22 protein-coding genes and 1 pseudogene are annotated in these 24,350 nt (G+C 73.7%); 10 read left to right on the forward strand and 13 right to left on the reverse strand.

All coding sequences use genetic code 11. From position 1 onward, the window contains the following. The 5 genes and pseudogenes from LGQ04_RS11875 to ctaE form a co-directional block, all read right to left on the reverse strand. Positions 1–123, reverse strand: a pseudogene (locus tag LGQ04_RS11875) (superoxide dismutase); the annotation flags it as partial. Positions 124–309: 186 nt separating this feature from the next. Further along, the gene (gene qcrB / locus LGQ04_RS11880; protein WP_372470055.1) at positions 310–2,067 is read right to left on the reverse strand and encodes a cytochrome bc1 complex cytochrome b subunit; all 1,758 of its coding nucleotides are present in this window, start codon (positions 2,065–2,067) and stop codon (positions 310–312) included. Continuing rightward, positions 2,064–3,125: a cytochrome bc1 complex Rieske iron-sulfur subunit gene (gene qcrA, locus LGQ04_RS11885; RefSeq protein WP_372470056.1), complete on the reverse strand. Its 1,062-nt coding sequence runs from the start codon at positions 3,123–3,125 to the stop codon at positions 2,064–2,066. Before qcrA ends, qcrB begins: the two co-directional genes overlap by 4 nt. Beyond that, positions 3,122–3,901, reverse strand: coding sequence for a cytochrome bc1 complex diheme cytochrome c subunit (gene qcrC, locus LGQ04_RS11890; protein WP_229243932.1), 780 nt, complete (start codon positions 3,899–3,901; stop codon positions 3,122–3,124). The genes qcrA and qcrC overlap by 4 nt, the downstream gene beginning before the upstream one ends. A 67-nt stretch (positions 3,902–3,968) precedes the next feature. After that, the gene (gene ctaE / locus LGQ04_RS11895) at positions 3,969–4,619 is read right to left on the reverse strand and encodes an aa3-type cytochrome oxidase subunit III (RefSeq protein WP_229243933.1); all 651 of its coding nucleotides are present in this window, start codon (positions 4,617–4,619) and stop codon (positions 3,969–3,971) included. A 264-nt stretch (positions 4,620–4,883) separates the two neighbouring features. Between ctaE and LGQ04_RS11900 the strand changes: the two genes are divergently transcribed. After that, positions 4,884–5,321, forward strand: a complete 438-nt coding sequence (locus LGQ04_RS11900) for a response regulator (protein ID WP_229243934.1) — start codon at positions 4,884–4,886, stop codon at positions 5,319–5,321. 25 nt (positions 5,322–5,346) lie between these two features. Beyond that, complete coding sequence (gene trpD / locus LGQ04_RS11905; protein ID WP_229243935.1) at positions 5,347–6,441, forward strand: anthranilate phosphoribosyltransferase; 1,095 nt, start codon at positions 5,347–5,349, stop codon at positions 6,439–6,441. A 48-nt stretch (positions 6,442–6,489) separates the two neighbouring features. Here the strand turns inward: trpD and LGQ04_RS11910 are convergent, their stop codons facing one another. From LGQ04_RS11910 to LGQ04_RS11920, 3 genes are all read right to left on the reverse strand, one after another. Further along, complete coding sequence (locus LGQ04_RS11910) at positions 6,490–6,771, reverse strand: Lrp/AsnC family transcriptional regulator (protein ID WP_229243936.1); 282 nt, start codon at positions 6,769–6,771, stop codon at positions 6,490–6,492. Further along, positions 6,750–8,627 carry a DEDD exonuclease domain-containing protein gene (locus LGQ04_RS11915; protein ID WP_229243937.1) on the reverse strand — a complete coding sequence of 626 codons (1,878 nt, stop codon included), beginning with the start codon at positions 8,625–8,627 and terminating at the stop codon, positions 6,750–6,752. The genes LGQ04_RS11910 and LGQ04_RS11915 overlap by 22 nt, the downstream gene beginning before the upstream one ends. Before the next feature lie 69 nt (positions 8,628–8,696). Then, complete coding sequence (locus LGQ04_RS11920) at positions 8,697–10,514, reverse strand: AMP-dependent synthetase/ligase (RefSeq protein ID WP_229243938.1); 1,818 nt, start codon at positions 10,512–10,514, stop codon at positions 8,697–8,699. Positions 10,515–10,746: 232 nt separating this feature from the next. Here LGQ04_RS11920 and LGQ04_RS11925 point away from each other — a divergent pair, with 232 nt between their 5' ends. Beyond that, complete coding sequence (locus LGQ04_RS11925; protein ID WP_229243939.1) at positions 10,747–11,694, forward strand: ROK family glucokinase; 948 nt, start codon at positions 10,747–10,749, stop codon at positions 11,692–11,694. A 30-nt stretch (positions 11,695–11,724) separates the two neighbouring features. Here the strand turns inward: LGQ04_RS11925 and LGQ04_RS11930 are convergent, their stop codons facing one another. Then, positions 11,725–12,402, reverse strand: coding sequence for a hypothetical protein (locus tag LGQ04_RS11930; RefSeq protein ID WP_229243940.1), 678 nt, complete (start codon positions 12,400–12,402; stop codon positions 11,725–11,727). Positions 12,403–12,459: 57 nt separating this feature from the next. Here LGQ04_RS11930 and LGQ04_RS11935 point away from each other — a divergent pair, with 57 nt between their 5' ends. The 3 genes from LGQ04_RS11935 to LGQ04_RS11945 all read left to right on the forward strand — a co-directional run bounded on the left by LGQ04_RS11935 (position 12,460) and on the right by LGQ04_RS11945 (position 15,981). Beyond that, entirely contained in the window at positions 12,460–13,245 is a 786-nt protein-coding gene (locus LGQ04_RS11935) for a lysophospholipid acyltransferase family protein (RefSeq protein ID WP_229243941.1), read from the forward strand. Positions 13,246–13,391: 146 nt separating this feature from the next. Further along, positions 13,392–14,618 (forward strand): pyrophosphate--fructose-6-phosphate 1-phosphotransferase, encoded by a 1,227-nt coding sequence (locus LGQ04_RS11940; RefSeq protein WP_229243942.1) that lies wholly within the window; start codon positions 13,392–13,394, stop codon positions 14,616–14,618. Between the two features lie 16 nt (positions 14,619–14,634). After that, positions 14,635–15,981 (forward strand): class II 3-deoxy-7-phosphoheptulonate synthase, encoded by a 1,347-nt coding sequence (locus tag LGQ04_RS11945; RefSeq protein ID WP_229243943.1) that lies wholly within the window; start codon positions 14,635–14,637, stop codon positions 15,979–15,981. Between the two features lie 47 nt (positions 15,982–16,028). On the opposite strand, the gene pknB is transcribed toward LGQ04_RS11945, so the two are convergent. Next, positions 16,029–18,044, reverse strand: coding sequence for a Stk1 family PASTA domain-containing Ser/Thr kinase (pknB, locus tag LGQ04_RS11950; protein ID WP_229243944.1), 2,016 nt, complete (start codon positions 18,042–18,044; stop codon positions 16,029–16,031). A 90-nt stretch (positions 18,045–18,134) separates the two neighbouring features. On the opposite strand from pknB, the gene LGQ04_RS11955 reads away from it, so the two are divergent. Continuing rightward, positions 18,135–18,566 (forward strand): Rv2175c family DNA-binding protein, encoded by a 432-nt coding sequence (locus tag LGQ04_RS11955; protein WP_229243945.1) that lies wholly within the window; start codon positions 18,135–18,137, stop codon positions 18,564–18,566. 13 nt (positions 18,567–18,579) lie between these two features. Here LGQ04_RS11955 and LGQ04_RS11960 read toward each other — a convergent pair whose 3' ends face one another. After that, complete coding sequence (locus LGQ04_RS11960) at positions 18,580–19,755, reverse strand: polyprenyl synthetase family protein (RefSeq protein WP_308016398.1); 1,176 nt, start codon at positions 19,753–19,755, stop codon at positions 18,580–18,582. Between the two features lie 18 nt (positions 19,756–19,773). Next, on the reverse strand, positions 19,774–20,361 hold the full coding sequence (locus LGQ04_RS11965; protein WP_229243946.1) for a hypothetical protein: 588 nt from the start codon (positions 20,359–20,361) through the stop codon (positions 19,774–19,776). A gap of 168 nt (positions 20,362–20,529) precedes the next feature. Between LGQ04_RS11965 and LGQ04_RS11970 the strand changes: the two genes are divergently transcribed. The 3 genes from LGQ04_RS11970 to LGQ04_RS11980 all read left to right on the forward strand — a co-directional run bounded on the left by LGQ04_RS11970 (position 20,530) and on the right by LGQ04_RS11980 (position 23,955). Further along, positions 20,530–21,627 (forward strand): DUF4192 domain-containing protein, encoded by a 1,098-nt coding sequence (locus tag LGQ04_RS11970; protein ID WP_229243947.1) that lies wholly within the window; start codon positions 20,530–20,532, stop codon positions 21,625–21,627. Positions 21,628–21,716: 89 nt separating this feature from the next. Next, the gene (locus LGQ04_RS11975; protein ID WP_229243948.1) at positions 21,717–22,115 is read left to right on the forward strand and encodes a universal stress protein; all 399 of its coding nucleotides are present in this window, start codon (positions 21,717–21,719) and stop codon (positions 22,113–22,115) included. Between the two features lie 283 nt (positions 22,116–22,398). After that, positions 22,399–23,955, forward strand: coding sequence for an RNA polymerase sigma factor (locus LGQ04_RS11980; RefSeq protein WP_229243949.1), 1,557 nt, complete (start codon positions 22,399–22,401; stop codon positions 23,953–23,955). An 89-nt stretch (positions 23,956–24,044) separates the two neighbouring features. On the opposite strand, the gene LGQ04_RS11985 is transcribed toward LGQ04_RS11980, so the two are convergent. Further along, on the reverse strand, positions 24,045–24,266 hold the full coding sequence (locus LGQ04_RS11985; RefSeq protein ID WP_229243950.1) for a DUF7455 domain-containing protein: 222 nt from the start codon (positions 24,264–24,266) through the stop codon (positions 24,045–24,047). Positions 24,267–24,350 lie beyond the last annotated feature (84 nt).

Raw genomic sequence — 24,350 nt, forward strand, 5'->3', positions numbered from 1 at the left:
GTTGGCGCCGGTGACGTAGGCCTGGTGGTGCTTGGAGTGGTGCAGCTCCATGATCCGCCCGGAGATGTGCGGCTCGAGCGCACCGTAGTCGTAGGACAGCTCGGGCAGCGTGTAGACAGGCATCCGGTTCGTACCTCCTGATCGGGCCGCACGCCGTGCTGTGCACGGAGCGGCAGGTGGTGCAGCAAGGGAAGGCGCGTCCGGGTCACGCTCGGGACCGGCGCACCCCTCGAACGACGATGACCCGCGACCTTCCCTCGGACGTCCGAGGAAGATGGTCGCGGGTCACCGTTCTACTGTGCAGGAACCTCAGGGTCGACGCTCGTCGACGCCACCCTCCGGCTCGGCGAGCTCCCGGCGGCCACCGGCGGCGCCGGTCCCCGCCTCGACGGCGGCGTGCGAGCCACCCTCGAGCGCGTCGTGCTCGCCGTGCGAGTGCGCGGCCGCCAGCTCGGCGGGCGTCACCGGCTCGACGCGGTCCTCGTAGAAGAACCGGGAGAGACGCTGCATGCGCTTGTCGCTCTTGTAACCCTTGCGGCGCACGCCTCGGGAGTCCGTCGCCGGCTCGATCTCCAGGGGAGCGTGGGCCGGGTAGTTGACCCGTAGCCAGCGCTCCTGCTCGTCGAGCGGGCGGTGCACCTCGATGTACTCGCCGTGGGCGAAGCGCACGATGCGTCCGGTCTCGTGCCCGTGCAGCACGAGCTCGCGGTCCTTGCGCTGCAGCCCGAGGCAGATCCGCTTGGTGATCCAGAACGCGAACCACGGTCCGAGGAAGAACAGGACGCGGAACACCCAGGTGATCGTGTTGATCGACATCGAGAAGTGCGTCGCGATGAGGTCGTTCGAGCCGGCGAGCGCCAGGATGATGAACGCCGTCAGGAACGCGACACCGAGACCGGTCCGGACCGGGACGTTGCGGGGGCGGTCGAGGACGTGGTGCTCGCGCTTGTCCTTCGTCACCGCGGCCTCGAGGAACGGGTAGACGAAGAGGAACGTGAACAGCAGGCCGGGGATCACCACGGCCGGGATGAGGACGTTCAGGGACAGCGTGTACCCGCCGATGACGAACTCGGTCTGTCCTGGCATGAGTCGTAGCGACCCTTCCAGGAACAGCATGTACCAGTCGGGTTGAGCTCCGGCGGAGACCGGTGACGGGTCGTACGGCCCGTAGTTCCACACGTTGTTGATCGCCATCGTGGCGCCCATGAGGGCGAGGATGCCGAAGACCACGAAGAAGAAGCCGCCGGCCTTGGCCACGTACACGGGGAACAGCGGGAACCCGACGACGTTCGTGTCCGTGCGGCCGCCACCCGGGTACTGCGTGTGCTTGTGCAGCACGACGAAGAACAGGTGGAGCGCGACGAGCGCGAGGATCAGGCCCGGGACGAGCAGGATGTGCACCGTGAACAGGCGCGGGATGATGTGCTCGCCCGGGAACTCGCCACCGAAGATGAAGTACGACAGGTACGACCCGATGAGCGGGATCGCCTTGACGACGCCGTCGGTGATGCGCAGGCCGTTGCCCGACAGGACGTCGTCGGGGAGCGAGTAGCCCGAGAAGCCGGCGGCGAGGCCCATGATCATGAGCAGCATGCCGACGAGCCAGTTGATCTCGCGGGGCTTGCGGAACGCGCCGGTGAAGAACACGCGCATCATGTGCGTGACGATCGCGGCCATGAAGACCAGCGCCGCCCAGTGGTGGATCTGCCGCATGAGCAGACCGCCGCGCACCTCGAAGGACATGTGCAGGGTCGACGCGAAGGCGTCGGACATGAGCACGCCGTCCATCGACGCGGGCTCGCCGTGGTACGTCACCAGGGACATGCTCGGCACGAAGAACATCGTGAGGAAGATGCCCGTGATGATGAGCACGACGAACGAGTAGAGCGCGATCTCGCCGAGCAGGAAGGACCAGTGGTCCGGGAAGACCTTGCGGGCGAACTCCTTGACCGCCGAGCCGATGCTCGTGCGCTGGTCGAGGTAGTCGGCCGCCTTGCCCGCGGGGGTGGTGGGCTTGCCGCTGCCCGCGCGGGACTGGGGTGCGGCGGTGCCGGTGCTGGTGGTCACTTGAGACGCTCCCAGAAGCTCGGGCCGACGGGCTCGTGGAAGTCGCTCTGCGCCACCAGGTAGCCCTCGTCGTCAACGGAGATCGGCAGCTGCGGCAGAGGCCGCTTCGCGGGCCCGAAGACCACCTTGCAGCTGTCGGCCACGTCGAACGTCGACTGGTGGCACGGGCACAGCAGGTGGTGGGTCTGCTGCTCGTACAGCGCCACGGGGCAGCCGACGTGCGTGCAGATCTTCGAGTAGGCGACGATGCCGTCGTAGGACCAGGTCTCACCCTCGGGCGACTGGTCGGACTTGAGGTCGCGCGGGTCGAGGCGGACGAGGAGGACGACGGCCTTGGCCTTCTCCGTGATCCACTCGTGCGACTCGCGCTCCTCCGCGGGGACGTCGGGGATGACGTGCACCACGGAACCGATCGTCACGTCGGCGGCCTTGATCGGGCGGCCGTTCGGGTCGATCGCGAGGCGGGTGCCGCGCTTCCACAGCGTGTGCTTGAACTTGGACACGTTCCAGTCGCCGCCGACGCTGCCGACCAGGGGCACGGCGATCGTCAGCGGGAAGAGGGCGAGGGCCGAGATGACCGCGCCCTTGAGGACGCCGCGGCGGGCGATCCCGGAGTCCTTGACACCGGCGTCGAGCTCGGCGAGGGCCGCGACGCGGGTCTCCTCGTCGCTCGCGACGGGGTGGCGCTCGTCGACCTTCTCGTGGTCGGACATGAGGACCTTGGCCCAGTGGACGGCGCCGAGCCCGATGCCCAGGAGCGCGAACGCGATCGTCAGGCCGAGGGCGAGCGTCGACAGACGCACGCCGGCGGTGGTGCCGTCCGGCGGCAGTGCGAAGTACGCGACCATCGCGCCGATGGTGCCGATGACGGAGATGCCGAAGAGGGCGGCAACCTGACGCTCGGCGCGCTTGGCGGCCTTCGGGTCGCGGTCGGCCTGGCGGCTCTTGTGCTCCGGCAGGCCGGGGTCCGGGAAGGTCTCCAGGGTGCCGTGCTCCTCGCGGTGCCCGACCTCGCGGTGCGAGGACTCGGGCGAACGGGGGTTCTTGTAGTCGCTCACGAGGACTTCGCTCCGATCCACACTGCGGCCCCGATGAGGAGGCCCATGCCCACGATCCATGCCCACAGGCCCTCGCTGACGGGGCCGAGCGAGCCGAGCGAGATCCCGCCGGCGGAACCTTCGCGCTGGTCGACGAGGAACGTGATGATGTCGCGCTTCTCCTCAGGCGTCACGGTGGCGTCGTTGAACACCGGCATCGACTGCGGGCCGGTGAGCATGGCCTGGTAGATGTTGCGCTCCGAGGTCTCCCACAGCGGCGGGGCGAACTTGCCCTCGGAGAGCGCACCGCCCGCGCCGACGGCGTTGTGGCACATCGCGCAGTTGGTGCGGAAGAGCGCTGCGCCGTTCGCGGCGTCGCCGAGCTCGGCGTCGACCTGCTCGTCCGTCGGGATCGCGGGGCCGGCGCCGAGGGAGGCGACGTAGGCGGCGAGCTGGGCCGTCTGCTCCTCGTCGAACTGGCGCGGCTTCTGGATCGCCTGGGGGCCCTCCATCTGCATCGGCATGCGGCCGGTGGACACCTGGAAGTCGACCGACGCGGCGCCGACGCCGACGAGCGACGGAGCCGTGTCCGAGCCCTCGGCGTTCGGGCCGTGGCACGTGGCGCAGTTGGCCTGGAACAGCTTCTGGCCGGTCTCGATGTCCTCGGTGCTGGCCGTCTCGGCGTTCGCCGGTGTCGGGGCAAAGGCGGCGTAGACGCCGCCGGTGACCAGCAGCGCCAGCAGCAGCAGCACGACCGGCGCGAGGCGGTGGTGTCTGCGGGCGGCGAGTGCCTTCACGAAATGATCCTCGTCTCGCAGGTGGGGGAGCAGGGGGCGGTGGGCGTCCCGGGAGGACCCGGGGGTGTCAGCGCAAGATGTAGATCACGAAGAAGAGCGCGATCCACACGACGTCGACGAAGTGCCAGTAGTAGGACGTCACGATGGCCGTCGTGGCCTCGTGGTGCCCGAAGTTCTTGGCCGAGAAGGACCGGCCGAGAAGGAAGAGGAAGGCGATCAGGCCGCCGACCACGTGCAGGCCGTGGAAGCCCGTCGTGAGGTAGAAGACCGAGCCGTACGGCGTCGAGGAGATCGAGACGCCGTGCTCGACGAGCTCCGCGTACTCGAAGACCTGGCCGCCGATGAAGAACGCGCCCATGAGGAACGTGAGCGTCATCCACTCGTTCATGCCCCAGCGGTTCACCTGCCAGATCGAGCCTGTGCGCACGGGCTGGAAGCGCTCCGCGGCCCAGACGCCCATCTGGCACGTCACCGACGACAGCACCAGGACGGTCGTGTTGATCGCCGCGAAGGTGAGGTTGAGCTTGTCGGCCTCGGCGGCCCACTCCTCGGCGGGCATCACCGACCTGACGGTGAAGTACATGGCGAACAGGCCGGCGAAGAACATGAGCTCGCTGGCCAGCCACACGATCGTCCCGACCGAGACGGGGTTCGGTCGGTTGACGCTCACGTGCTGATGGGCGTGGGGGGCAGCCGTTGCGGTCGACACAGCAGCCATTATGGCCGACGCCGAGCCGGTTCGGGGCATCGGGGCCCGCACCTCGGGGCGGCGAATCTCACAATGTCTCCAGATCTTCCCACGCAGACCTGCACTTGGTGACGGATCGGTGGGAAGTGCCATGAAATCCGCGGGTCGAACGACCCGGCCCGGCGAGCCCTCCGGGGGTGTCCGGACGGCCGCGGACGTGCCAAGATGCCAGCGTGAGCCGCGCCCGCGACGGGCAGGCCACGGCCCGCGACGACGAAGGTGACGGTGACGACGATGACGACGACCGTGACGGCCCACGGGGACGCCGCCGAGACGCCGGTGCGTGCGCCGCGCATCCTGCTCTACAGCGACGACGTGACGGTGCGCGAGCAGGTGCTGCTCGCCGTCGGGCGCCGGGTGCGCGCGGGGGCGCCCGAGATCGAGTGGCACGAGGTCGCGACGCCCGACGCGGTGGTCGCGGCGGCCGACGCGGGCGGGTGGGACCTGCTCGTGCTCGACGGCGAGGCCGACAAGGCGGGCGGCATGGGGCTCTGCCGCCAGCTGAAGAACGAGATCTACCGCTGCCCGCCGGTCCTGGTCCTCACCGGCAGGCCGCAGGACGGTTGGCTAGCATCGTGGTCGCTCGCCGACGACGCGGTGCCGAGGCCGTTCGACGCGGTCGAGCTGCAGCGCTCCGTCGTCGGGCTCCTGGGTGCCGCCGGCGCCCCGTGACCGACCAGCCGAAGGGCAGGACCTCGTGACCGCCACCCCCCACGCCGTCAGCACGACCCCGGGTCCGACGGGCGGCGCGCGGACCTGGCCCGCCCTGCTCGCCGACCTCGTGGCGGGGCGCGACCTCGGCGTCGAGGACGCGACGTGGGCGATGGACCAGGTGATGTCCGGGGAGGTGTCCCCGCTGCGCCTGGCGAGCTTCCTCGTGGCCCTGCGCGCGAAGGGCGAGACGGTCGACGAGCTCACCGGCCTGGCCGACGCCATGCTCGCGCACGCGAGCCGGTTCACGGTGGACGGCCCGAGCGTCGACATCGTCGGGACGGGCGGCGACCAGGCGCACACGGTCAACGTCTCCACGATGGCCTCCCTCGTCGTCGCCGGTGCGGGGCTCCGTGTCGTCAAGCACGGGAACCGGGCCGCGACGTCCTCGTCCGGTGCCGCCGACGTGCTCGAGGCGCTCGGGCTCCGGCTCGACCACGGCCCGGAGCGGGTCGCGCGGATCGCGGACGAGGCGGGCATCACGTTCTGCTTCGCGATGGTGTTCCATCCCTCGATGCGTCACGCGGGCGTCGCGCGCAAGGAGCTCGGCATCCCGACCGCGTTCAACGTGCTCGGGCCCCTGACCAACCCGGCCCAGCCCCAGGCGGCCGCGATCGGCGTCGCCGACCGGCGCATGGCCCCGCTCATCGCGGGCGTCCTCGCGGCGCGCGGCACCTCCGCCCTGGTGTTCCGGGGCGACGACGGCCTCGACGAGCTCGCGGCCACGGGTACCGCCACGGTGTGGGAGGTGCGGGACGGCGTCGTCACGGAGCACCACCTCGACCCGGTCGCCGACCTGGGGCTCGCCCCGATCACGATCGCCGACCTGCGCGGCGGGGACGCCGCGCACAACGCGGAGGTCGCCCGGCGCTTCCTCGACGGGGAGCAGGGGCCCGTGCGGGAGACGGTGCTGCTCAACGCGGCGGCCGCGCTCGTCGCGGACGCGACGCTCCCGGGCACGGCCGACGGATCGCTGGTCGAGCGGCTGCGCACCGCGTACGCGCTCGCCGCGGCGAGCGTCGACAGCGGGTCCGCGCGCGACGTGCTGGCCCGGTGGGCGGAGGCGGCCGCGCGCGACTGAGGGCGCCCCGCCGCGCGCGACCGGCCGCGGTCAGTGGTCCTGCCTCGGTCAGTCGTCGAGGCCCAGGGCGAACGCCTGCTCGAGGTCGACGTTCGAGTAGGCACGGAACGCGATGAACGTCTCCGTGCGCACGACGCCCTCCACCTTGCTGATGCGGTCGGCGATCACGTCGGCGAGCTGGTCGTGCTCCTGCACCCGCACCATCGCGACGAGGTCCGCCTTCCCGGTCACCGAGTAGACCTCGCTGACGCCCCGCAGGTCGGCGACCGCGGACGCGACCTCCGGGATGCGGGCGGGGTCCGTGTCGATCAGGACGATGGCGGTGAGCATGGTTCCTCCGGGGACGGTGCGGCGTCGTGCGCCCACTCTAGGCCGACGTCGTCGCCGGTCGCCGTGCCGCGCAGCCCGTGCCGGGCCACCTGCGCCGCCGTCACCGACGGGTCGGCGTGCGAGCGGGCGGAGCGCACGGGGCTCGTCCAGGGGTCGGTGACGTCGACGAGGCGTACACCGGGCTGCTCCAGCCACGCGAGGACGAGGTCGGCCTCGTGCGGGTGGCACGCCGGGGCGGGGGCGACCGGGGCGGGCACGTGCTCGGCGGTCGCGACGAGCGACGTGACGAGCGGCCAGGGGTCCGCGCCCGGCGGGCTCACGCCGGTCGCCGCGAGGCGCGCGTGCCGGACGACGACCACCTCCCAGCCGCCGTCGTCGGTCTCGCGCGCGGCGACGAGCTCGGCGCAGCGGGCGAGCGGCGCGAGACGCTGCGCGCGGCTCGCGCCGGCGAGGAACGCCCGCAGCCGACGCGTCACGTCGCCCGCCTGCTCGTACCGCTCGTCGCGCGCGAGGGCTGCGATGTGCTCGCCGAGCGCGGAGACGACGGGGGACGGGTCGCCCTCGAACGCGGCGCGCACCGCGTCGGCGACCTCCGCGTACCCGGTGTCGGGAGCGGTGGCGGTGCAGGGCGCGGAGCACCGGCCCATCTCGGCGAGCACGCACGCGCCGGCGCCGTCGCGCGCGACGAGCGGCAGGCGGCGGGTGCACTGCCGCAGGCGGAACGCGTCGTGCAGCGCGTCGACGGCGGACTGGGCCTGGCGTGCCGAGCCGAACGGCCCGATGTGGGCGGCGGGTGAGCGGACGTCGCGGACCACCGACAGCCGGGGGTAGGGCTCGTGGGTCAGCCGGACCCAGGTCATGCGCTCGGGGTGGCGCGAGCGTCGGTTGTACCGGGGGGAGTGCTCGGCGATGAGCCGGAGCTCGCGCACCTGCGCCTCGAGCGGCGTGGCGCACACGACCGGCGTGACGGCGTGCGCGACGCGCACCATCTCCGTGATGCGGCCACGCTTCTCGGACCGGGTGAAGTAGGAGCGGACCCGGCGACGGATCGAGGTCGACGTGCCGACGTACAGGACCTCGTCCCCCGGCCCTCGGAAGAGGTAGACGCCGGGGGCGTCGGGCAGACCGTCGGCGAGGTGGCGCTTGCGGCGCACGTCGGAGGGCACGGGGTCGGTGGCGCTCGCCAGGTCCTCGAGGTGCGTGACGCCGAGCGGGCCGAGCCGTCCGAGGAGCGCGTGGAGCACGTCGACCGTGGCTCGCGCGTCGGCCAGCGCGCGGTGGTCCGGCGTGACGGACGCGCGGAACAGCGCAGCCAGGGTCGCGAGCTTGTGGTTGGGAGCCTCGTCCCGCGTGACGACGCGACGCGCGAGCGCCACGGTGTCGAGCACCTGGTTGCCCGGCCAGTCGTAGCCGTGCGCACGGCACGCGGCCTTGAGGAACGACACGTCGTAGGACGCGTTGTGCGCGACGAGCACGGCGTCGCGCAGGAACTCGAGGAAGCTCGGGAGCACGGCGTCGAGGCGCGGCGCTCCCGCGACCATGGCCGAGGTGATCCCGGTGAGCCGGGCCACGAACGCGGGGACCGGCACCCCGGCGTCGACCAGGGTCTGGAACTCGCCGAGGACCTCGCCGCCGCGCACCTTCACGGCGCCGATCTCGGTGATCCCGGCGTCGGCGGGGGAGCCGCCGGTGGTCTCGAGGTCGACGACGACGAACGTCACCTCGCGCAGCGGTGTCCCGAGGTCGTCGAAGGCGGGCTGCACCGGCGGGCCGCCGGGCGTCGTGCCGAGGGCCGTGCCGGGCGGGAGGCCCGTCCCGGGCAGTCGCGTGGGGCTCGGGACGGGCGTGCTCGGCATGCCGGGGACGCTATCCGCGGCCACCCACAGCGGGCCGCGACCACGCAGCGGTGGTCGCGGCCCGCCAGGTCAGCGCACCGGCGCGGGACCGTCCGCGTAGAGCGCGTCGACGTCGGACGAGTAGTCCTTGAGCACCTCGCCGCGCTTCACCTTCAGCGACGGCGTGAGGTAGCCGTTCTCGACCGTGAAGTCGGACGTGAGGACGGTGAACTTGCGGATGGACTCCGCGCGGGAGACGGCCTGGTTGGCGCGCGTCACCGCGGCGTCGAGCGCTGCGAGGACGTCGGGGTCCTTCGCGGCGTCCTCGACGCTCAGGGCCTCCTTGCCGTGCATGCTCGCCCAGCCCGGGATGCCCTCCGGGTCGAGCGTGATGAGCGCGCCGATGAACGGCTTCTGGTCGCCGACGACGACGCACTGGGAGACGAGCGCGTGCGCGCGGATCCGGTCCTCGAGGACGGCGGGCGCCACGTTCTTGCCGCCCGCGGTGACGATGATCTCCTTCTTGCGGCCGGTGATGCGCAGGAAGCCGTCGTCGTCGAGGGAGCCGAGGTCGCCCGTGCGGAACCACCCGTCGACGAACGCGTCCTGCGTCGCCTGCGCGTTGTCGTGGTAGCCGCGGAAGACGTGGTGGCCCTTGAGCAGGATCTCCCCGTCCTCGGCGATGCGGACCGCGCAGCCGGGCAGCTGGGTGCCGACCGAGCCGATGCGGGTGTTCGTCGGCCGGTTGACCGACGTCGGCGCGGTCGTCTCCGTGAGGCCGTAGCCCTCGAGGATGCGCACGCCGATGCCCCGGTAGAAGTGGCCGAGGCGCTCGCCGAGCGGTGCGCCGCCCGAGACGGCGTACTTCGCGCGGCCGCCGAGGGCGTGCCGCAGCTTCTTGAAGACGAGGACGTCGGCGACCTTGTGCTGGAGCGTGAGGCCGAGCCCGGGGCCCTTCGGCTCGTCGAGGGCGCGGGAGTACGCGATCGCGGTCGCGACCGCCCAGTGGAAGATCTTCAGCTTCCCGCCGGCCGCGGCCTTCTGCTCCGAGGAGTTGTAGACCTTCTCGAAGACGCGCGGCACCGAGAGCAGGTACGTCGGCTTGAAGGTGCCGAGGTCCTCGAGGAGCGTCTTCGTGTCCGGGGTGTGGCCCAGCACGGTCCCGCCCGCCACGACGAGCACGCCGATGAACCGCGCGAACACGTGGGCGAGCGGCATGAAGAGCAGCGTGCGGCCCCCGGGCTCGGCGAACACCTCGGGCACCGCGGCGACGGCGTTGACCGTCAGGGAGTAGAAGTTCTCGTGGGTGAGCTCCGCGCCCTTCGGGCGGCCCGTCGTGCCCGAGGTGTAGATGATCGTGGCGACGTCGGCCAGCTCGGCCAGGCCGCGGCGTCGGGCGATCTCCGCGTCCTCGACGTCCGCGCCGTCGGCGACGAGCGAGGCGACCCCGCCCTCGTCGAGGACGAGGACGTCGGTCAGCGCGGGAGCCTGGTCGCGCACCTGCGCGACGGTCTCGGCGTGCGCCGACGTCTCGACGACGAGGAGCCGCACGTCGGCGTCGGAGAGGATCCACTGCACCTGCTCCGCGCTCGACGTCTCGTAGAGCGGCACGGGGACGGCGCCCGCAGCCCACGTCGCCCAGTCGAGCAGCGTCCACTCGTAGCGCGTGCGGGACATGATGCCGACGTGGTCGCCGGGCTGGATGCCGCGCGCCACGAGCCCCTTGGCGACGGCGACGACCTCCGCGTCGAACGCGCGTGCGCTGAGCGCCTCCCAGGCGCCGTCCGCCCCCGTGCGGCGCTCGACCATCGGCGCCGACGGGTCGGCGGCGACGCGCTCGGCGAGGAGGTCGTTGAGGTTCTTCGACGGATCGACTTCGACGATCCGTGGGGCGCTGATCTCGTCCATGCTGGCTCCAGTGGCAGTAGTCGACGGTGGGAGAACACTACGACAGCGGACGGGCGTGCCGGGCACCCGCGGGAGTCGGTAGGCTGCGACTGCCGTGCGCTGCCTGCGCAACGTCTCGCGCGGGCGCGGAGTTCCGGTCCGTCGTCGTCCGTGGTGCGGTGCCCCGCCGCGCGCTCGGCGGCCGGGACCGGCCGCGGCACTCCGACGACGGACGAGCGAGTGAGGACGGGACATGCACGCGATCGGTGTGGACATCGGTGGGACGAAGATCGCGGCGGGCGTCGTCGACGAGGCGGGGACCATCCTCGCGCAGACGCGCCGCGACACCGAGCCCGACGACGTCGCGAGCATCGACCGCGCGATCGCGGACGTGTACGCCGAGCTGTCGGCGGAGCACGAGGTCGGCGCGATCGGCCTCGCCGCCGCGGGCTTCGTCAGCCCCGACCGGACGTCGGTCCTGTTCGCCCCGAACATCGCCTGGCGCGAGTACCCGCTGGCGCGCAACGTCCGCGAGCTCGTCGGGGACGACGACCTGACGATCGTCGTCGAGAACGACGCCAACGCCGCGGGGTGGGCGGAGTTCCAGTTCGGCGTCGCCCACGCCGCGACGGACATGCTCATGCTCACCGTGGGCACCGGCCTCGGCGGGGCGATCGTGGTCGACCGCGAGCTGGTGCGCGGGAAGTGGGGCGTCGCCGCCGAGGTGGGCCACATGCGCGTCGTGCCCGGCGGCCACTACTGCGGCTGCGGGCACGAGGGCTGCTGGGAGCAGTACGCGTCCGGCACCGCCCTGGTGCGCGACGGGCAGGCCGCGCTCGTCGCCCAGCCCGACCGGGCGGCACGCCTGCTCGAGCTCTGCGGCCAGAAGCCGGCCAAGCTCACCGGCCCGCAGATCACGCAGGCGGCGCAGGAGGGTGACGAGCTCGCCGTCGAGCTGCTCGCCACGCTGGGCCGGTGGATCGGGGAGGGCGCGGCGTCGGTCACGGCGCTGCTCGACCCCGAGCTCATCGTCATCGGCGGCGGCGTGGGCGCCGCGGGCGACCTGCTGCTGCAGCCGATCCGCAAGGCCTTCGCCGACCAGCTCTCCGCGCGGGGCCACCGCCCCGAGGCGCAGATCGAGCTGGCCCAGCACGGCAACGAGGCCGGCATCGTCGGCGCGGCCGATCTCGCGCGCCGCTGAGGCACGGGCGGCCGAGGCGGCCGCTCGTCCTCACACGACCGCGCCCGGGTCCTGGTCCTCCTCGTCCCGCCGGTGCGGCATGCGCCAGAGCAGCACGGCGAGCGCCGCGAGGAACGCCCCCGCGCCGACCTGCGCCGCGACGACCGGGAACGGGCGCGCGACCACGAGGAGCACGAGCAGCACGACGGGGACGCCCACCACGGCCGACCACGCCATGGTGAGGAGCGGGTCGCGCCCCAGCACGAGCGGCGGGTCCGGCGGGACGAAGTGGCTCTCCGCCTCCTCGATCGCCTCGACCTCGGGCGTCGTGGGCCAGTCGCGCGGCCCCGGCGCGCGGACCCACGGGGCGACGGGCACCGACCCCAGGAGGTCCCGCGGCCCCGCGGCGCCCGACGCCGCGTCGTCGCCCGGCCCGGGGCCGTCCCGCCCCGGTGCGGTCGCGTCCAGGTCGCCGAGCTCGGCGACGATCCCGGCCCACCGGGCCTCGACGTCCAGGTCCTCGCGCGCGTCCTCGTCCCGGCCCTCGGCGGGCGCGGGCGCGGCGTCGGCGGGGTCGCGTTCGTCGTCGGCAGGTCGTCCGCCGCCCGGCCGTGCGGGCGCGGGGTCGTCGGAGGTGTCGGAGCCGAGGTCGTCCGCGCCGCGGTGCGCGGGAGGCTCGGGGGCGTCGTCGGGCTGCGGGGAGTCCGGCTGGGCATTCGGTGCGGCCATGACAATCACTCTAGAGTCGGATGCACGTCCCGTGCCGGGACCCCGCGAGGAGGAACGTTGTTCTACTGGTTCATGAAGCAGGTGATGGTCGGCCCGCTGCTGCGGGTGCTGTACCGTCCCTGGACCCGGGGCGTCGAGAACGTGCCCGACTCGGGTGGCGCGATCCTCGCGAGCAACCACCTGGCGGTCATCGACTCGTTCATCCTCCCGCTGGTCCTGGGCCGCAAGGTGCAGTTCCTCGGCAAGTCGGACTACTTCACCGGCACCGGGGTGAAGGGGAGGCTGACGGCGGGCTTCATGCGCGGGGTGGGGACGATCCCCGTGGACCGCTCGGGCGGCAAGGCGAGCGAGGCAGCCCTCGACACGGGCCTGCGGGTCCTGCGCGAGGGCGAGCTGTTCGGCATCTACCCCGAGGGGACGCGCAGCCCCGACGGTCGCCTGTACCGCGGCAAGACCGGCGTCGCCCGGCTCGCGCTCGAGTCCGGCGCCCCCGTGGTGCCGGTCGCGATGGTGGGCACGAACATCGCGCAGCCGATCGGCAAGGTGATCCCCACGCCGATGCGCATCGGCGTCGTCATCGGCGAGCCGCTCGACTTCTCGCGCTACCGCGGCATGGAGAACGACCGCTTCATCCTCCGCTCGGTCACCGACGAGATCCAGTACGCGATCATGCGGCTGTCCGGGCAGGAGTACGTCGACGTCTACGCGGCGACCGCCAAGGCGCGGCTCGCGGCGGGCCACCGCGAGCCCGAGCACGGCGGGGGAGCGCCCGGCGGCCGCCCCGCCCCCGACGTCCAGGTCCCGGAACCGCCGCCGGAGCCCGGGACGACGTCAGTAGACTGACGAGCGCCGCCGCGCGGACCGGGTCCCTGCCCCTCCCGCGCTCCGGCCAGGCCGGGTCCGCCCCGAGCCGAAGCCCCCGACCGTCCCCAGCGCGGGAGCGGTCCGGGTGCCCGCAGGTCCCGACCCACGAGAGGTTCTGAGTTCACATGTCGGTTCGTCGCGTCGCCCTCCTCACCGCGGGTGGTTTCGCACCCTGCCTGTCGTCCGCCGTCGGCGGGCTCATCGAGCGCTACACCGAGCTCGACCCGCAGATCGAGATCATCGCGTACCAGTACGGCTACCACGGCCTGCTCACGGGCACGAAGATCGTCGTGGACGACGAGGGACGCAAGCAGGCCGGCGTGCTGCACCGCTTCGGGGGCTCGCCGATCGGCAACTCGCGCGTCAAGCTCACCAACGCGAAGGACTGCGTCAAGCGCGGTCTCGTCCAGGAGGGCGAGGACCCGCTGAAGGTCGCGGCGGAGCAGCTCAAGGCCGACGGCGTCGACGTGCTCCACACGATCGGCGGCGACGACACCAACACGACGGCGGCCGACCTCGCGGCGTACCTGCACGAGAACGACTACGAGCTCACCGTCGTGGGCCTGCCGAAGACCATCGACAACGACGTGGTGCCGATCCGCCAGTCGCTCGGCGCGTGGACCGCGGCCGAGGAGGCCGCCGGGTTCGCCGCGAACGTCATCGGCGAGCACCGCTCGGGCCCGCGCATGCTCATCGTCCACGAGGTCATGGGCCGGCACTGCGGCTGGCTCACGGCGGCGGCGGCGTCGGAGTACCGCAAGTGGCTCGACGCGCAGGAGTGGGCTCCCGCCCTCGGGCTCACGCGCGAGCGCTGGGACGTGCACGCGGTGTTCCTGCCCGAGCTGGCGCTCGACATCGATGCCGAGGCCGAGCGTCTCAAGGCGATCATGGACGACCAGGGCAACGTCAACATCTTCCTGTCCGAGGGTGCGGGCATGCACGAGATCGTGGCCCAGCTCGAGGCGTCGGGGGAGACCGTGGAGCGCGACCCGTTCGGCCACGTCAAGCTCGACACGATCAACCCGGGCCAGTGGTTCGCGAAGCAGTTCGCGGAGAAGCTCGGCGCGGAGAAGGTCATGGTCCAGAAGTCCGGCTACTTCTCGCGCGCCGCGGCCGCGAACGCCGAGGACCTGCGCCTCATCAAGTCGATGACGGACCTCGCGGTCGAGTGCGCCCTGCGCGGCGAGTCCGGCGTCATCGGCCACGACGAGGAGGACGGCGACCGTCTGCGCGCGATCGAGTTCCCGCGCATCGCCGGCGGCAAGGCGTTCGACGTCACGCAGCCGTGGTTCGGCGCGCTGCTCGAGGGCATCGGTCAGCCGCTGGTCGCGGCCGCGCCGGCCGCCCACTGACGACCGGGGGACGACGATGACCACCACGAGCGAGCCGGAGGTCGCCGGGCTCGACCGCTTCCGCGACCTCGTCGCGCTCCAGCAGCCGACGTGGCCGGACGAGGCGGCGCTCGCCGCCGCCCGGCAGACCCTGGCGGCCTCCGCGCCGCTCGTGGTGCCCGCCGCCGCCGACACGCTGCGCTCCCGTCTCGCCCAGGCGAGCCGGGGCGAGGCGTTCCTCCTCCAGGGCGGGGACTGCGCCGAGACGTTCGCCGAGGCGAACGCCGACCGGATCCGCAACAAGATCCGCACCATCCTCCAGATGGCTGTCATCCTCACGCACGGCGCGAGCATGCCCGTCGTGAAGATGGGCCGCATGGCCGGGCAGTACGCCAAGCCCCGCAGCTCCGACACCGAGACGCGCGGCGACGTGACCCTGCCCGCCTACCGCGGGGACATGATCAACGGGCACGCGTTCACGGCCGAGTCGCGCGTGCCCGACCCGCAGCGGCTCGTCGACGCCTACCGGATCTCCGCGGCGACGTGGAACGTCGTGCGGGCGTTCACGACCGGCGGCTTCGCCGACCTGCGCCAGGTGCACGAGTGGAACCGCGGGTTCATGCGCAACCCCGCCTACGCGCGCTACGAGCGCACCGCGTCGGAGATCGACCGCGCGATCCGGTTCATGGACGCGTGCGGCGCGGACTTCGACGCGCTGCGCACCGTGGAGATGTTCGTCTCCCACGAGGCGCTCGTCCTCGACTACGAGCGCGCGCTCACCCGGGTGGACTCGCGGACGGGGGAGGCGTACGACACGTCGGCCCACTTCCTGTGGATCGGCGAGCGGACGCGCCAGCTCGACGGCGCGCACGTCGACTTCCTCTCCCGCGTCGCCAACCCCGTCGGGGTCAAGCTCGGCCCGACGACCTCCCCGGACGACGCGCTGGCTCTCGCGGAGCGTCTCAACCCCGGTCGCGTCGCCGGCCGGCTCACGTTCATCACCCGCATGGGTGCCGGGCGGATCCGCGAGGCGCTGCCGCCCCTCGTCGAGGCCGTGGCGCGCGAGCAGGTCCCCGTCACCTGGGTCACGGACCCCATGCACGGGAACACGATCACCTCGGCGAGCGGGTACAAGACGCGCCGCTTCGACGACGTGCTCGACGAGGTGCGCGGGTTCTTCGAGGTGCACCGCGCCGCCGGCACGGTCCCGGGCGGCCTGCACGTCGAGCTCACGGGCGACGACGTGACGGAGGTGCTCGGCGGGTCGGAGGAGATCGACGACGCCGGGCTCGCGCTGCGCTACGAGACGCTCGTCGACCCGCGCCTCAACCACCAGCAGTCGCTGGAGATGGCGTTCCAGGTCGCGGAGATGCTGCGCGCCTGACGGGCGACGTGGCCCCGGGGGCGCGCGCGGCCGTCGGAGAGGACGTCTCAGAAGACGTTGATGACGACCGTCGACCCCTTCGGGGCGGTGTTCCCGTCGCCGCCCGCCGGGTCCTGGGCGTAGACGATGTTGAGCGGGCTGATGCCCTGCGGGTGACGCACCTCGACCTCGAACCCGGCGTCGGTGAGGAGCTTCTCGGCGTCCTTGACGTTGCGCCCGTACGTGTTCGGCACCTCCACGAGGGGCGGGCCGAGGGACACCACGACGGTCACGGTGTCGGTCCGGTGGGCGTCGGTGCCCTGCTCGGGGTCCTGCCGCACGACGCGCCCGGCCGCCACGGTCTCCGAGTGCTCCTCCGCGACGTCGACGACGAGGCCCTCGTCCTCCAGCGCGCGGACCGCCGCGTCCTTCTCCGTCCCGGTCACCTGGGGGACGACGACCGGTGCCGGACCGGCGGAGACGGTGAGCACGACGGGGACGTCGTGCCGGATGGTGGCGCCCTCCTCGATCGGCTCGCCCTCGGGGTCGGTGACGGCCATGACCTGCCCGGCGGGCACCTTGTCGTCGTGGGTGGACACGGGCTCGCCGAGGGTGAGGTCGGCGCCCTCGACGGCCGCGGCGGCCTCGACCTGGGTGGAGCCGACGAGTCCGGACGGGACGGTGAGCATGCGCACGCCCCGGGACACGACGAGCTGGACGGACCCGTCCTTGCGCACCGCGTCGCCGGACGCGGGGTCGCTCGACACGACCGCGCCCTGCGGCACGTCGTCGTCGTAGCGCTCCTCGACGGTCACGGCCAGCCCGGCGCCGTCGAGCACGCCCGCGGCCTCGGCCTGCGAGACGCCCGTGAGCCCGCCGGGCACCGTCGTGTACGCGCCCGGCCCGGAGCTGTACCACCAGGCGGCGCCCCCGCCGCCGACGGCGAGCACGAGGAGCAGGACGAGGGTCCACGCGAGGACGCGCCCCCGGCGCGGCCGGCGCGGCGGCGCGGGTGGCGGGGGACCCGGGAGCGTGGTGGGCGGCGCCACGTGCCCGACGGCGAGCGGCTCGGTGAGGCCGGCGGCCTCCCGGTCCTGCAGGCTCAGGGCGGCGAGGCTCGCGGTCGGCGCCGTCCCCGCGTCGTCGTCCGGGGCGCCGGGGACGGGCGCGGTCGCGTCGACCGTCGCGCTGCCCGGGGGCGGGTCCGCGCGGCGCTCGAGGTCGTCCGTGCCGAGGGCCGCCCGCACCGAGCGGACGAGCGCGAGCGCGGCACCGGCGTCGGCCGGGCGGTCCGCCGGGTCGCGCGCCGCGAGGGCGCACAGCAGGTCGTCGACCTCCGGCGGGACCCACGGCGCGACGTCCGACGGCGGCGGGACGTCGTTGTTCACGTGCTGGAACGCGACCTGGATCGGCGTGGACCCGGTGTGCGGCACGGTGCCGAGCAGCATCTCGTAGGCGAGGATCCCGACGGCGTACACGTCGGTGCGGGCGTCGCACGCGCCGATGGAGATGAGCTCGGGGGAGAGGTAGGCGACGGTGCCGAGCACGGTGCCCGTGGTCGTGGACGTCACCTCGTTCACGGCCCGCGCCAGCCCGAAGTCCGTGACCTTGATGCGCCCCTCGGTGTCGAGCAGGACGTTCTCCGGCTTGACGTCGCGGTGCACGAGCCCGCCGCGGTGCGCGGCGGCGAGGGCGTCGAGGACGTCGTCGAGCACGTCGAGGGTCCGGCCGAGGGTGAGCGTGCGCTCGGTGAGCAGCAGGCGCCGCAGGTTCGACCCGGCGACGTACTCCATGGTGAGGTAGCTGGTCTCGCCGTCGAGGCCCTGGTCGTACACGGCGACGAGGCCGGGGTGGGTGAGCCGCGCGGCGGCGCGCGCCTCCCGGCGGAAGCGGGAGACGAAGTCCGCGCCGGACGCGCCCTCCGCGAGGTGCGGGTGCATCACCTTGAGCGCGACGTCGCGGTCGAGCCGGCGGTCCACCGCGAGGTAGACGGTCGCCATGCCGCCGCGCGCGATGCGGGACACGACCTCGTAGCGCCCGTCGACCAGGCGGCCTACGAGGGGATCGGTCGTCACGGTGGCCACGCACGAAGTCTAGGCGGCGTCGTGCGGGGATCCGGTGAGCGGCGTCGGCCGGGTCGCGGTGTCGTGCGGGGCACGCCGTAGGCTGGGCCGGTGAACGATCGCGCCGCCGCCCCCGACCCCGCCGCCGAGCTCGACGCCCTCGTGGGCGAGTGGCTCACCCTGCCCGACCTCGCGGAGGCCCTCGGGACCGACGTGGGCAAGGCGCGCCGCCTCGTGCAGGAGCGCCGCGTCGTCGGGGTGCGGCGCGGCGAGCGCACGACCTTCCAGGTGCCGGCGCGGTTCCTCGTCCCGCTCCACCTCGTCGACCCGGCGAACGTGGGGACGCCCACCGGGGACGACCGCCGGGGCGTGCTCGCCAGCCTGCAGGGCACGATCGTGGTGCTCACCGACGCGGGGTTCTCGGACGCGGAGATCCTCGCGTGGCTCTTCGCCCCGCAGGACGAGCTGGGCGAGGCGCCCCTCGACGCGCTCCTCGCGGGGCGCAAGGCTCACGTGCGCCGCGTGGCGCAGTCGCTCGGCTGAGCCGTCCCGCGGGTCACGCCGCCCGTCGGGTGGCGGCGTGCGCGAGCAGGTGCAGCATCCGTGCGCCGGGCTCGGCGAGCGGCGCGCTGCGCAGGGCCCGCTCCGCCTGCTCGCCCAGGTCGTCGATGAGCGACTCGACGGACGCGAGCGCACCCGTGCGCACGAGCACGTCCCGCAGCCGGTCGACGGTCGCGACGTCGAGGTCCGGGTCGCCGAGCGCGGACAGCAGCAGCTCTCGGTCGGCCGGTCCGGCCGCGGCGAGGGCCCGGACCACGAGGACCGTGCGCTTGCCCTCGCGCAGGTCGTCGCCCGCGGGCTTGCCCGTGACGCGGGCGTCCCCGAACACGCCCAGGACGTCGTCGCGCAGCTGGAAGGCCTCGCCCACGGGCAGGCCGAACGCGCTCGTCGCGCGGACGGCGGCGTCGTCGGCCCCGGCGAGCGCGGCACCGAGCGCGACGGGGTGCTCGACGGAGTAGCGGGCCGACTTGGAGCGCACGACGGCGCGCGACCGGGCCTCGTCCGCCTCCGGGTCCTCGCCCCACGGCAGCACCTGCGCGTGGACGTCGAGGTACTGGCCGACGGTCACCTCGGTCTGCATGCGGCCGAAGACGTCCCGTGCACGCGCCGCGACGTCGGCCGGGACGCCGGCGGCGACGTCGGCCAGGGCGTCTCCGAGCTCCCGGTGGCTCGCGATGAGGGCGAGGTCGCCGAGCAGGATGGCCGTGTTCTCGCCGTAGCGGTCGGGGTCGCCCGTCCACGTCTCGGCACGGTGCCGTGCGGCGAACGCGCGGTGGGCCGTCGGGTTCCCGCGTCGCGTGTCGGACGCGTCCATCACGTCGTCGTGGAAGAGCGCGGCCGCCTGGAACAGCTCGAGCGCGGCGCCGGCGCGCAGGACGACGGCGCGGCGCGGGTCGTCCGGCTCGCCCCCGTGCGCGCGCCACGACCAGTAGCAGAAGGCGGCACGCAGCCGCTTGCCGCCGGCGAGCAGCTGCTCCGTCGCGCCGACGAGGGGCCGGGCGTCGGGGTGCGTGGCGTCCAGCTCCGCGGCGAGCCCGGCGCAGGCGTCCCGCAGGGCGGCGTCCACGCCCGCGCGGACGTCCTCCCGGTCCACGAGGCGCTGCGGCGCCTCGTCGGGGTCGGCGGGGGCGCCGGGCGCACCGGCGGCGTGAGGAGCGGTCCCGTTGAGCACGGCGCCAGCCTAGGGGAGTCAGCCGGCCGCGACCTGCCCGCTGACCGTCACGAGGCGTTCGGTCTCGTCGTCGAAGACGCCGACGGCGACGGACTCCGGCGTGTCACCGGACTCGCGCACGAAGGTGGAGAGGGACGTGAGCGCGCTGGGCACGCTCGACGGGGAGAGGGCGAACCCGGCGTCGTCGAGGACCTGTGCGTAGTACGCGCTGAGCGCGTCGACGGCCTCGGGGGAGCGCAGGTTCAGGGTGATCAGGACGAGAGCGCCGTCGTCGGACGGCCGGGCGGAGCTCGCCAGGACCTCGGCGCCGGGCGGGACGGGCAGGAGGTCGGCGGGGAAGCCCGCCGCGAGGTCGCCCACCGCGGAGGTCGCGTCGTAGTCGGGCAGGGGGGTGCCGGGCGCCGCGGCGTCCGTGCTCGCCGGGGCCGACGCGGGCCCGGCGGCCGGGTCGTCCCCGCCCTGGCCGTCGCGGCACGCGGCGAGCGCGAGGAGGACGACGGCCGCGGCGAGCACGGCACGGCCCCGCGGCGCCGGTCGCGTGGCGCGAGGGCGCGTCGCGGTCGCGCGCGGGGGAACGCGCAGGGGGACGCGAGGGGGGAGTGGCACGCGCACACGGTAGCCACACGGGCCGACCCGGGCCAGCACGCACCCGGGCGCTCGCCTGGCTCCAGGCTCGACCACAGGCGGCCCGGCGTCTCGTCCGGGGGCGGCGGCGTCCACAGCCGAGGAGGTGCGGGCAGGCGCCTTCCGGCCGTGGGCCGGTGGGATGGGTCCATGACGACGACGATCCGCGCGCAGGGCCCGCGCGACCTCCTGGCCTACGTCCCCTACCGGCTCGGGTACCGTCCGCGCGACAGCGTCGTGCTCGTCGGGCTGCGCGGCGACCGGGCGCGCGTCGGGCTCGTCGTGCGGGTCGACACGGCCGACCTCGCCGACCTCGAGCACGGCCCCCAGGTCGCGCGGACCGTCCTCGGCCACCTCGTCGCGGACGGGGCGCGCGACGTCGTCGTCGTGGCGTACACGGACGAGCCCGACGTGTGCACGGCGCGGGACCGCGCGGCCGTCGAGCACTGCCTGGAGGTCGTGGAGCCGGCGTTCGGCCCCACGCACGCATGGGTCGTGGCACCGTCGGGGTGGCGCGGGCTGGACTGCACCGACGACGGGTGCTGCCCGCCGGGCGGACGACCGCTGCGCGAGCTGGAGTCGAGCGTCGTGGGCGCCCACATGGTCCTCGCCGGGGCGCGGGTGGCCGACTCGCGCGAGAGCGCGCTGCGCATCGCCGCCGCGGGTCCCGAGGACCGCCGCCGCGCGGCGCGCGCCGCCCGGAGGTCCCGGGCCCGCCGGGCGGAGCAGCACGCGTGCTCCTGGCGGGAGGACGGGCTCGCCGCCTGGCGCCTCGCGGTGACGACGGCGACCACCGCACCGCCGGGGACGCCTCCCGTCCCGGCGGCGCTCGTCGGGCGCGTCGAGGCGGCGCTGGAGGCGGTCCCGGTCCGGGACGCGGTGCTCCTCTCGCTCGTCCCGGGCGCTCCCGGGCTCCCGGACCTCGTGGTGCAGGGCGCCGACGCGGACACGGCCACTGCCGAGGCGATCCGCCGGATCGTCGACCCCGCCGTGGCGCTCGCGCCCGACCCGGACGTGACCGACCCGGCGCGGACCGTGCTCGAGGCGGTCGTCGCGCACGCGGTGCGCGGGCGACGCGCGCCGGCTCTCACCCTGCTCGCGCTCGTCGCGTGGTGGCACGGGGACGGGGCGCGTGCCGCGGAGCGCGTGCGGGAGGCGCTCGGCGAGGACCCCGCGTACCGGTTGGCGCTGCTCCTGTCGAGCGCGGTCGAGGCCGGTGTCCCGCCGGGCTGGGTGCGCCAGGCGTGAGGGGTGCGGAGGGTTCGGGTACGGTCGGCAGCAGCAGGTGGTGAGTCTCGCACCGCCGTCCCTTCCCACGATCCGCCCGCGGAGGACACATGACCGTCGTCGTCACCCACCTGAGCACGCCGGAGGGTCGTGAGGCCCTCGACACCGCGGCGCGGGAGGCCGTGCGACGGGCGACGACGCTCGTGGTCGTGACGTCGGAGGGGGGCGCCTCGCCCGAGGCGCGGACGGCCCGTGCGGAGGACCTGCGGCGCGTCGAGGCCGCGCTGGAGGGGACGGGCGCCCGCCTCGAGGTCGAGCCGTGCGGCGACGACCTCGCGGACGCCCTGGTCGCCGCGGCGGAGCGGACGTCCGCGGAGCTCATCGTCATCGGGCTGCGCCGTCGCAGCCCGGTCGGCAAGCTCATCCTCGGGTCGAACGCACAGCGGATCCTGCTCGACGCGCCCTGCCCCGTGCTGGCCGTGAAGCCGGTGCGCGACCCCGCGTCCTGAGGGGTCCCCGGCGGGAATGGTCGGCGGTCCGCGGGCGTTGTGAGGGGCAGGTCCGTCGCACGGGCCGCCTGATGTGAGGAGTGCGTGACCGTCCCGGCGGGATCGGCGGCGTCTCTCCGTGTCGCGGCGCCGGGCGTGCGGATCGCCGGTACAATATAGGTGTCCGCCTGAGCCCGATGGCCCGCCGTGGAGGTCGGTGCGATCACCGGTTCGCACCGGTCACGGTCCCCGTCCCCCGCCCCGGCGGCCCCACCGCCCCCCATGATTGCCGAAAGGTCGGTTTGTGGCGCCCTCCACCCAGATCCCCGCACTTCCGCGCGAGTTCGAGCACCCCGCCCTGCAGGAGCTCCTGCGGCGCGGCAGCGCGAACGGCCGTGTCGACGCCGAGAGCTTCCGCACCGCGTGCGAGCAGGCTTCCGTCAACGACGCCAAGCGCCTGAAGGCGGTGTTCCGCGCGCTCGCCGGCGCCGGGGTCGAGGTCGACATCCCGACCGCGGTCGCGGCGGCCGCGAGCCCGCGCAGCACGACGACCACGGCCCGCGCGAAGGCCCCCGCCAAGACGCGGACCACCGCCGCGCGCAGCACCGCCGCCGAGCCCGCGTCCACCGACGACGCGGACGACGCGACGTCGGGCACGCCTGCCCCGAGCGCCCCGAAGGCGGGCGCGAAGGCGGCCACGAAGACCACCCGCACCAAGGCCGCCTCGACGCGCGCCGCCAAGGCCACCGCGAAGGGCGCGAAGGCGGGCGCCGCCGACGCCGACCTCGAGGCCGACGCCGTCGAGGACGAGACCGGGGACGACGCGGCCGCGACCGCCGAGGCGACGTCCGCGACCGCCGCACCCGAGAGCGCCGACGAGGAGCGCGGGTTCGTCGTGTCCGACGCGGACGACGACGACGCCCCGGCGCAGCAGGTCGTGACGGCGGGTGCGACCGCGGACCCGGTGAAGGACTACCTCAAGCAGATCGGCAAGGTCGCGCTGCTGAACGCCGAGCAGGAGGTCGAGCTCGCGAAGCGGATCGAGGCCGGTCTGTTCGCGGAGGAGAAGCTCGCGGCCGAGGGTGAGGACATCGAGCGCAAGCTCAAGCGTGAGCTGCAGTGGATCGCGCACGACGGCAAGCGGGCGAAGAACCACCTGCTGGAGGCGAACCTGCGTCTGGTGGTGTCGCTGGCCAAGCGGTACACGGGCCGCGGGATGCTGTTCCTGGACCTGATCCAGGAGGGCAACCTGGGTCTGATCCGTGCGGTGGAGAAGTTCGACTACACCAAGGGCTACAAGTTCTCGACGTACGCGACGTGGTGGATCCGGCAGGCGATCACCCGCGCGATGGCCGACCAGGCGCGCACCATCCGTATCCCGGTGCACATGGTCGAGGTGATCAACAAGCTCGCGCGCGTGCAGCGGCAGATGCTGCAGGACCTGGGTCGTGAGCCCACGCCCGAGGAGCTCGCCAAGGAGCTCGACATGACCCCGGAGAAGGTCGTCGAGGTCCAGAAGTACGGCCGCGAGCCCATCTCCCTGCACACCCCGCTGGGCGAGGACGGCGACTCCGAGTTCGGCGACCTCATCGAGGACTCCGAGGCGATCGTCCCGGCGGACGCCGTGAGCTTCACCCTCCTGCAGGAGCAGCTCCACCAGGTGCTCGACACGCTCTCCGAGCGTGAGGCGGGCGTCGTGTCGATGCGGTTCGGCCTGTCCGACGGGCAGCCCAAGACGCTCGACGAGATCGGCAAGGTCTACGGCGTGACGCGCGAGCGCATCCGCCAGATCGAGTCCAAGACAATGTCGAAGCTGCGCCACCCCAGCCGTTCCCAGGTGCTGCGCGACTACCTCGACTGACGAGCGATGCACGAACGCCCCGGAGGCCTCACGGCCGCCGGGGCGTTCGTCGTTCGTCGGGGTGCGCGCGCCTCGTCGAGGCGTGCGCCTCAGCGCGTGGCGCCCGCGCCGTGCTCGGCGTGCAGGCGGTCGGTCTCGTCCTGGACGTGGGTCGCGAGGCCGGTGTAGGCGTCGGCGTGCGCCCGGGCGTGGTGGCCGCAGAACAGCAGGTCGCCGCTCGGCAGGACCACGCGGACGTACGCCTGCGCGCCGCAGCGGTCGCAGCGGTCGGCCGCGGTCAGGGGCTCGGTGGTGGTCGTCGTAGCAGTCACGATCACATCAAACCATCCGAGTCTGTGGTTTCGTCCCGGAACGGGCCCGGTTCGCTACCCGCGAAGCACGGCGGGGCACCCGCG

Origin of the sequence: Cellulosimicrobium marinum (assembly GCF_020551945.1) — a bacterium.
GTDB classification, from domain to species: domain Bacteria; phylum Actinomycetota; class Actinomycetes; order Actinomycetales; family Cellulomonadaceae; genus Cellulosimicrobium; species Cellulosimicrobium marinum.

Bases quoted from the DNA above. Each gene is read 5' to 3' on its own strand.
- ctaE (WP_229243933.1), bottom strand. From the start codon at position 4,619: ATGGCTGCTGTGTCGACCGCAACGGCTGCCCCCCACGCCCATCAGCAC.
- LGQ04_RS11900 (WP_229243934.1), top strand. From the start codon at position 4,884: ATGACGACGACCGTGACGGCCCACGGGGACGCCGCCGAGACGCCGGTG.
- LGQ04_RS11910 (WP_229243936.1), bottom strand. From the start codon at position 6,771: ATGCTCACCGCCATCGTCCTGATCGACACGGACCCCGCCCGCATCCCG.
- LGQ04_RS11915 (WP_229243937.1), bottom strand. From the start codon at position 8,627: ATGCCGAGCACGCCCGTCCCGAGCCCCACGCGACTGCCCGGGACGGGC.
- LGQ04_RS11920 (WP_229243938.1), bottom strand. From the start codon at position 10,514: ATGGACGAGATCAGCGCCCCACGGATCGTCGAAGTCGATCCGTCGAAG.
- LGQ04_RS11925 (WP_229243939.1), top strand. From the start codon at position 10,747: ATGCACGCGATCGGTGTGGACATCGGTGGGACGAAGATCGCGGCGGGC.
- LGQ04_RS11930 (WP_229243940.1), bottom strand. From the start codon at position 12,402: ATGGCCGCACCGAATGCCCAGCCGGACTCCCCGCAGCCCGACGACGCC.
- LGQ04_RS11940 (WP_229243942.1), top strand. From the start codon at position 13,392: ATGTCGGTTCGTCGCGTCGCCCTCCTCACCGCGGGTGGTTTCGCACCC.
- LGQ04_RS11945 (WP_229243943.1), top strand. From the start codon at position 14,635: ATGACCACCACGAGCGAGCCGGAGGTCGCCGGGCTCGACCGCTTCCGC.
- LGQ04_RS11970 (WP_229243947.1), top strand. From the start codon at position 20,530: ATGACGACGACGATCCGCGCGCAGGGCCCGCGCGACCTCCTGGCCTAC.
- LGQ04_RS11975 (WP_229243948.1), top strand. From the start codon at position 21,717: ATGACCGTCGTCGTCACCCACCTGAGCACGCCGGAGGGTCGTGAGGCC.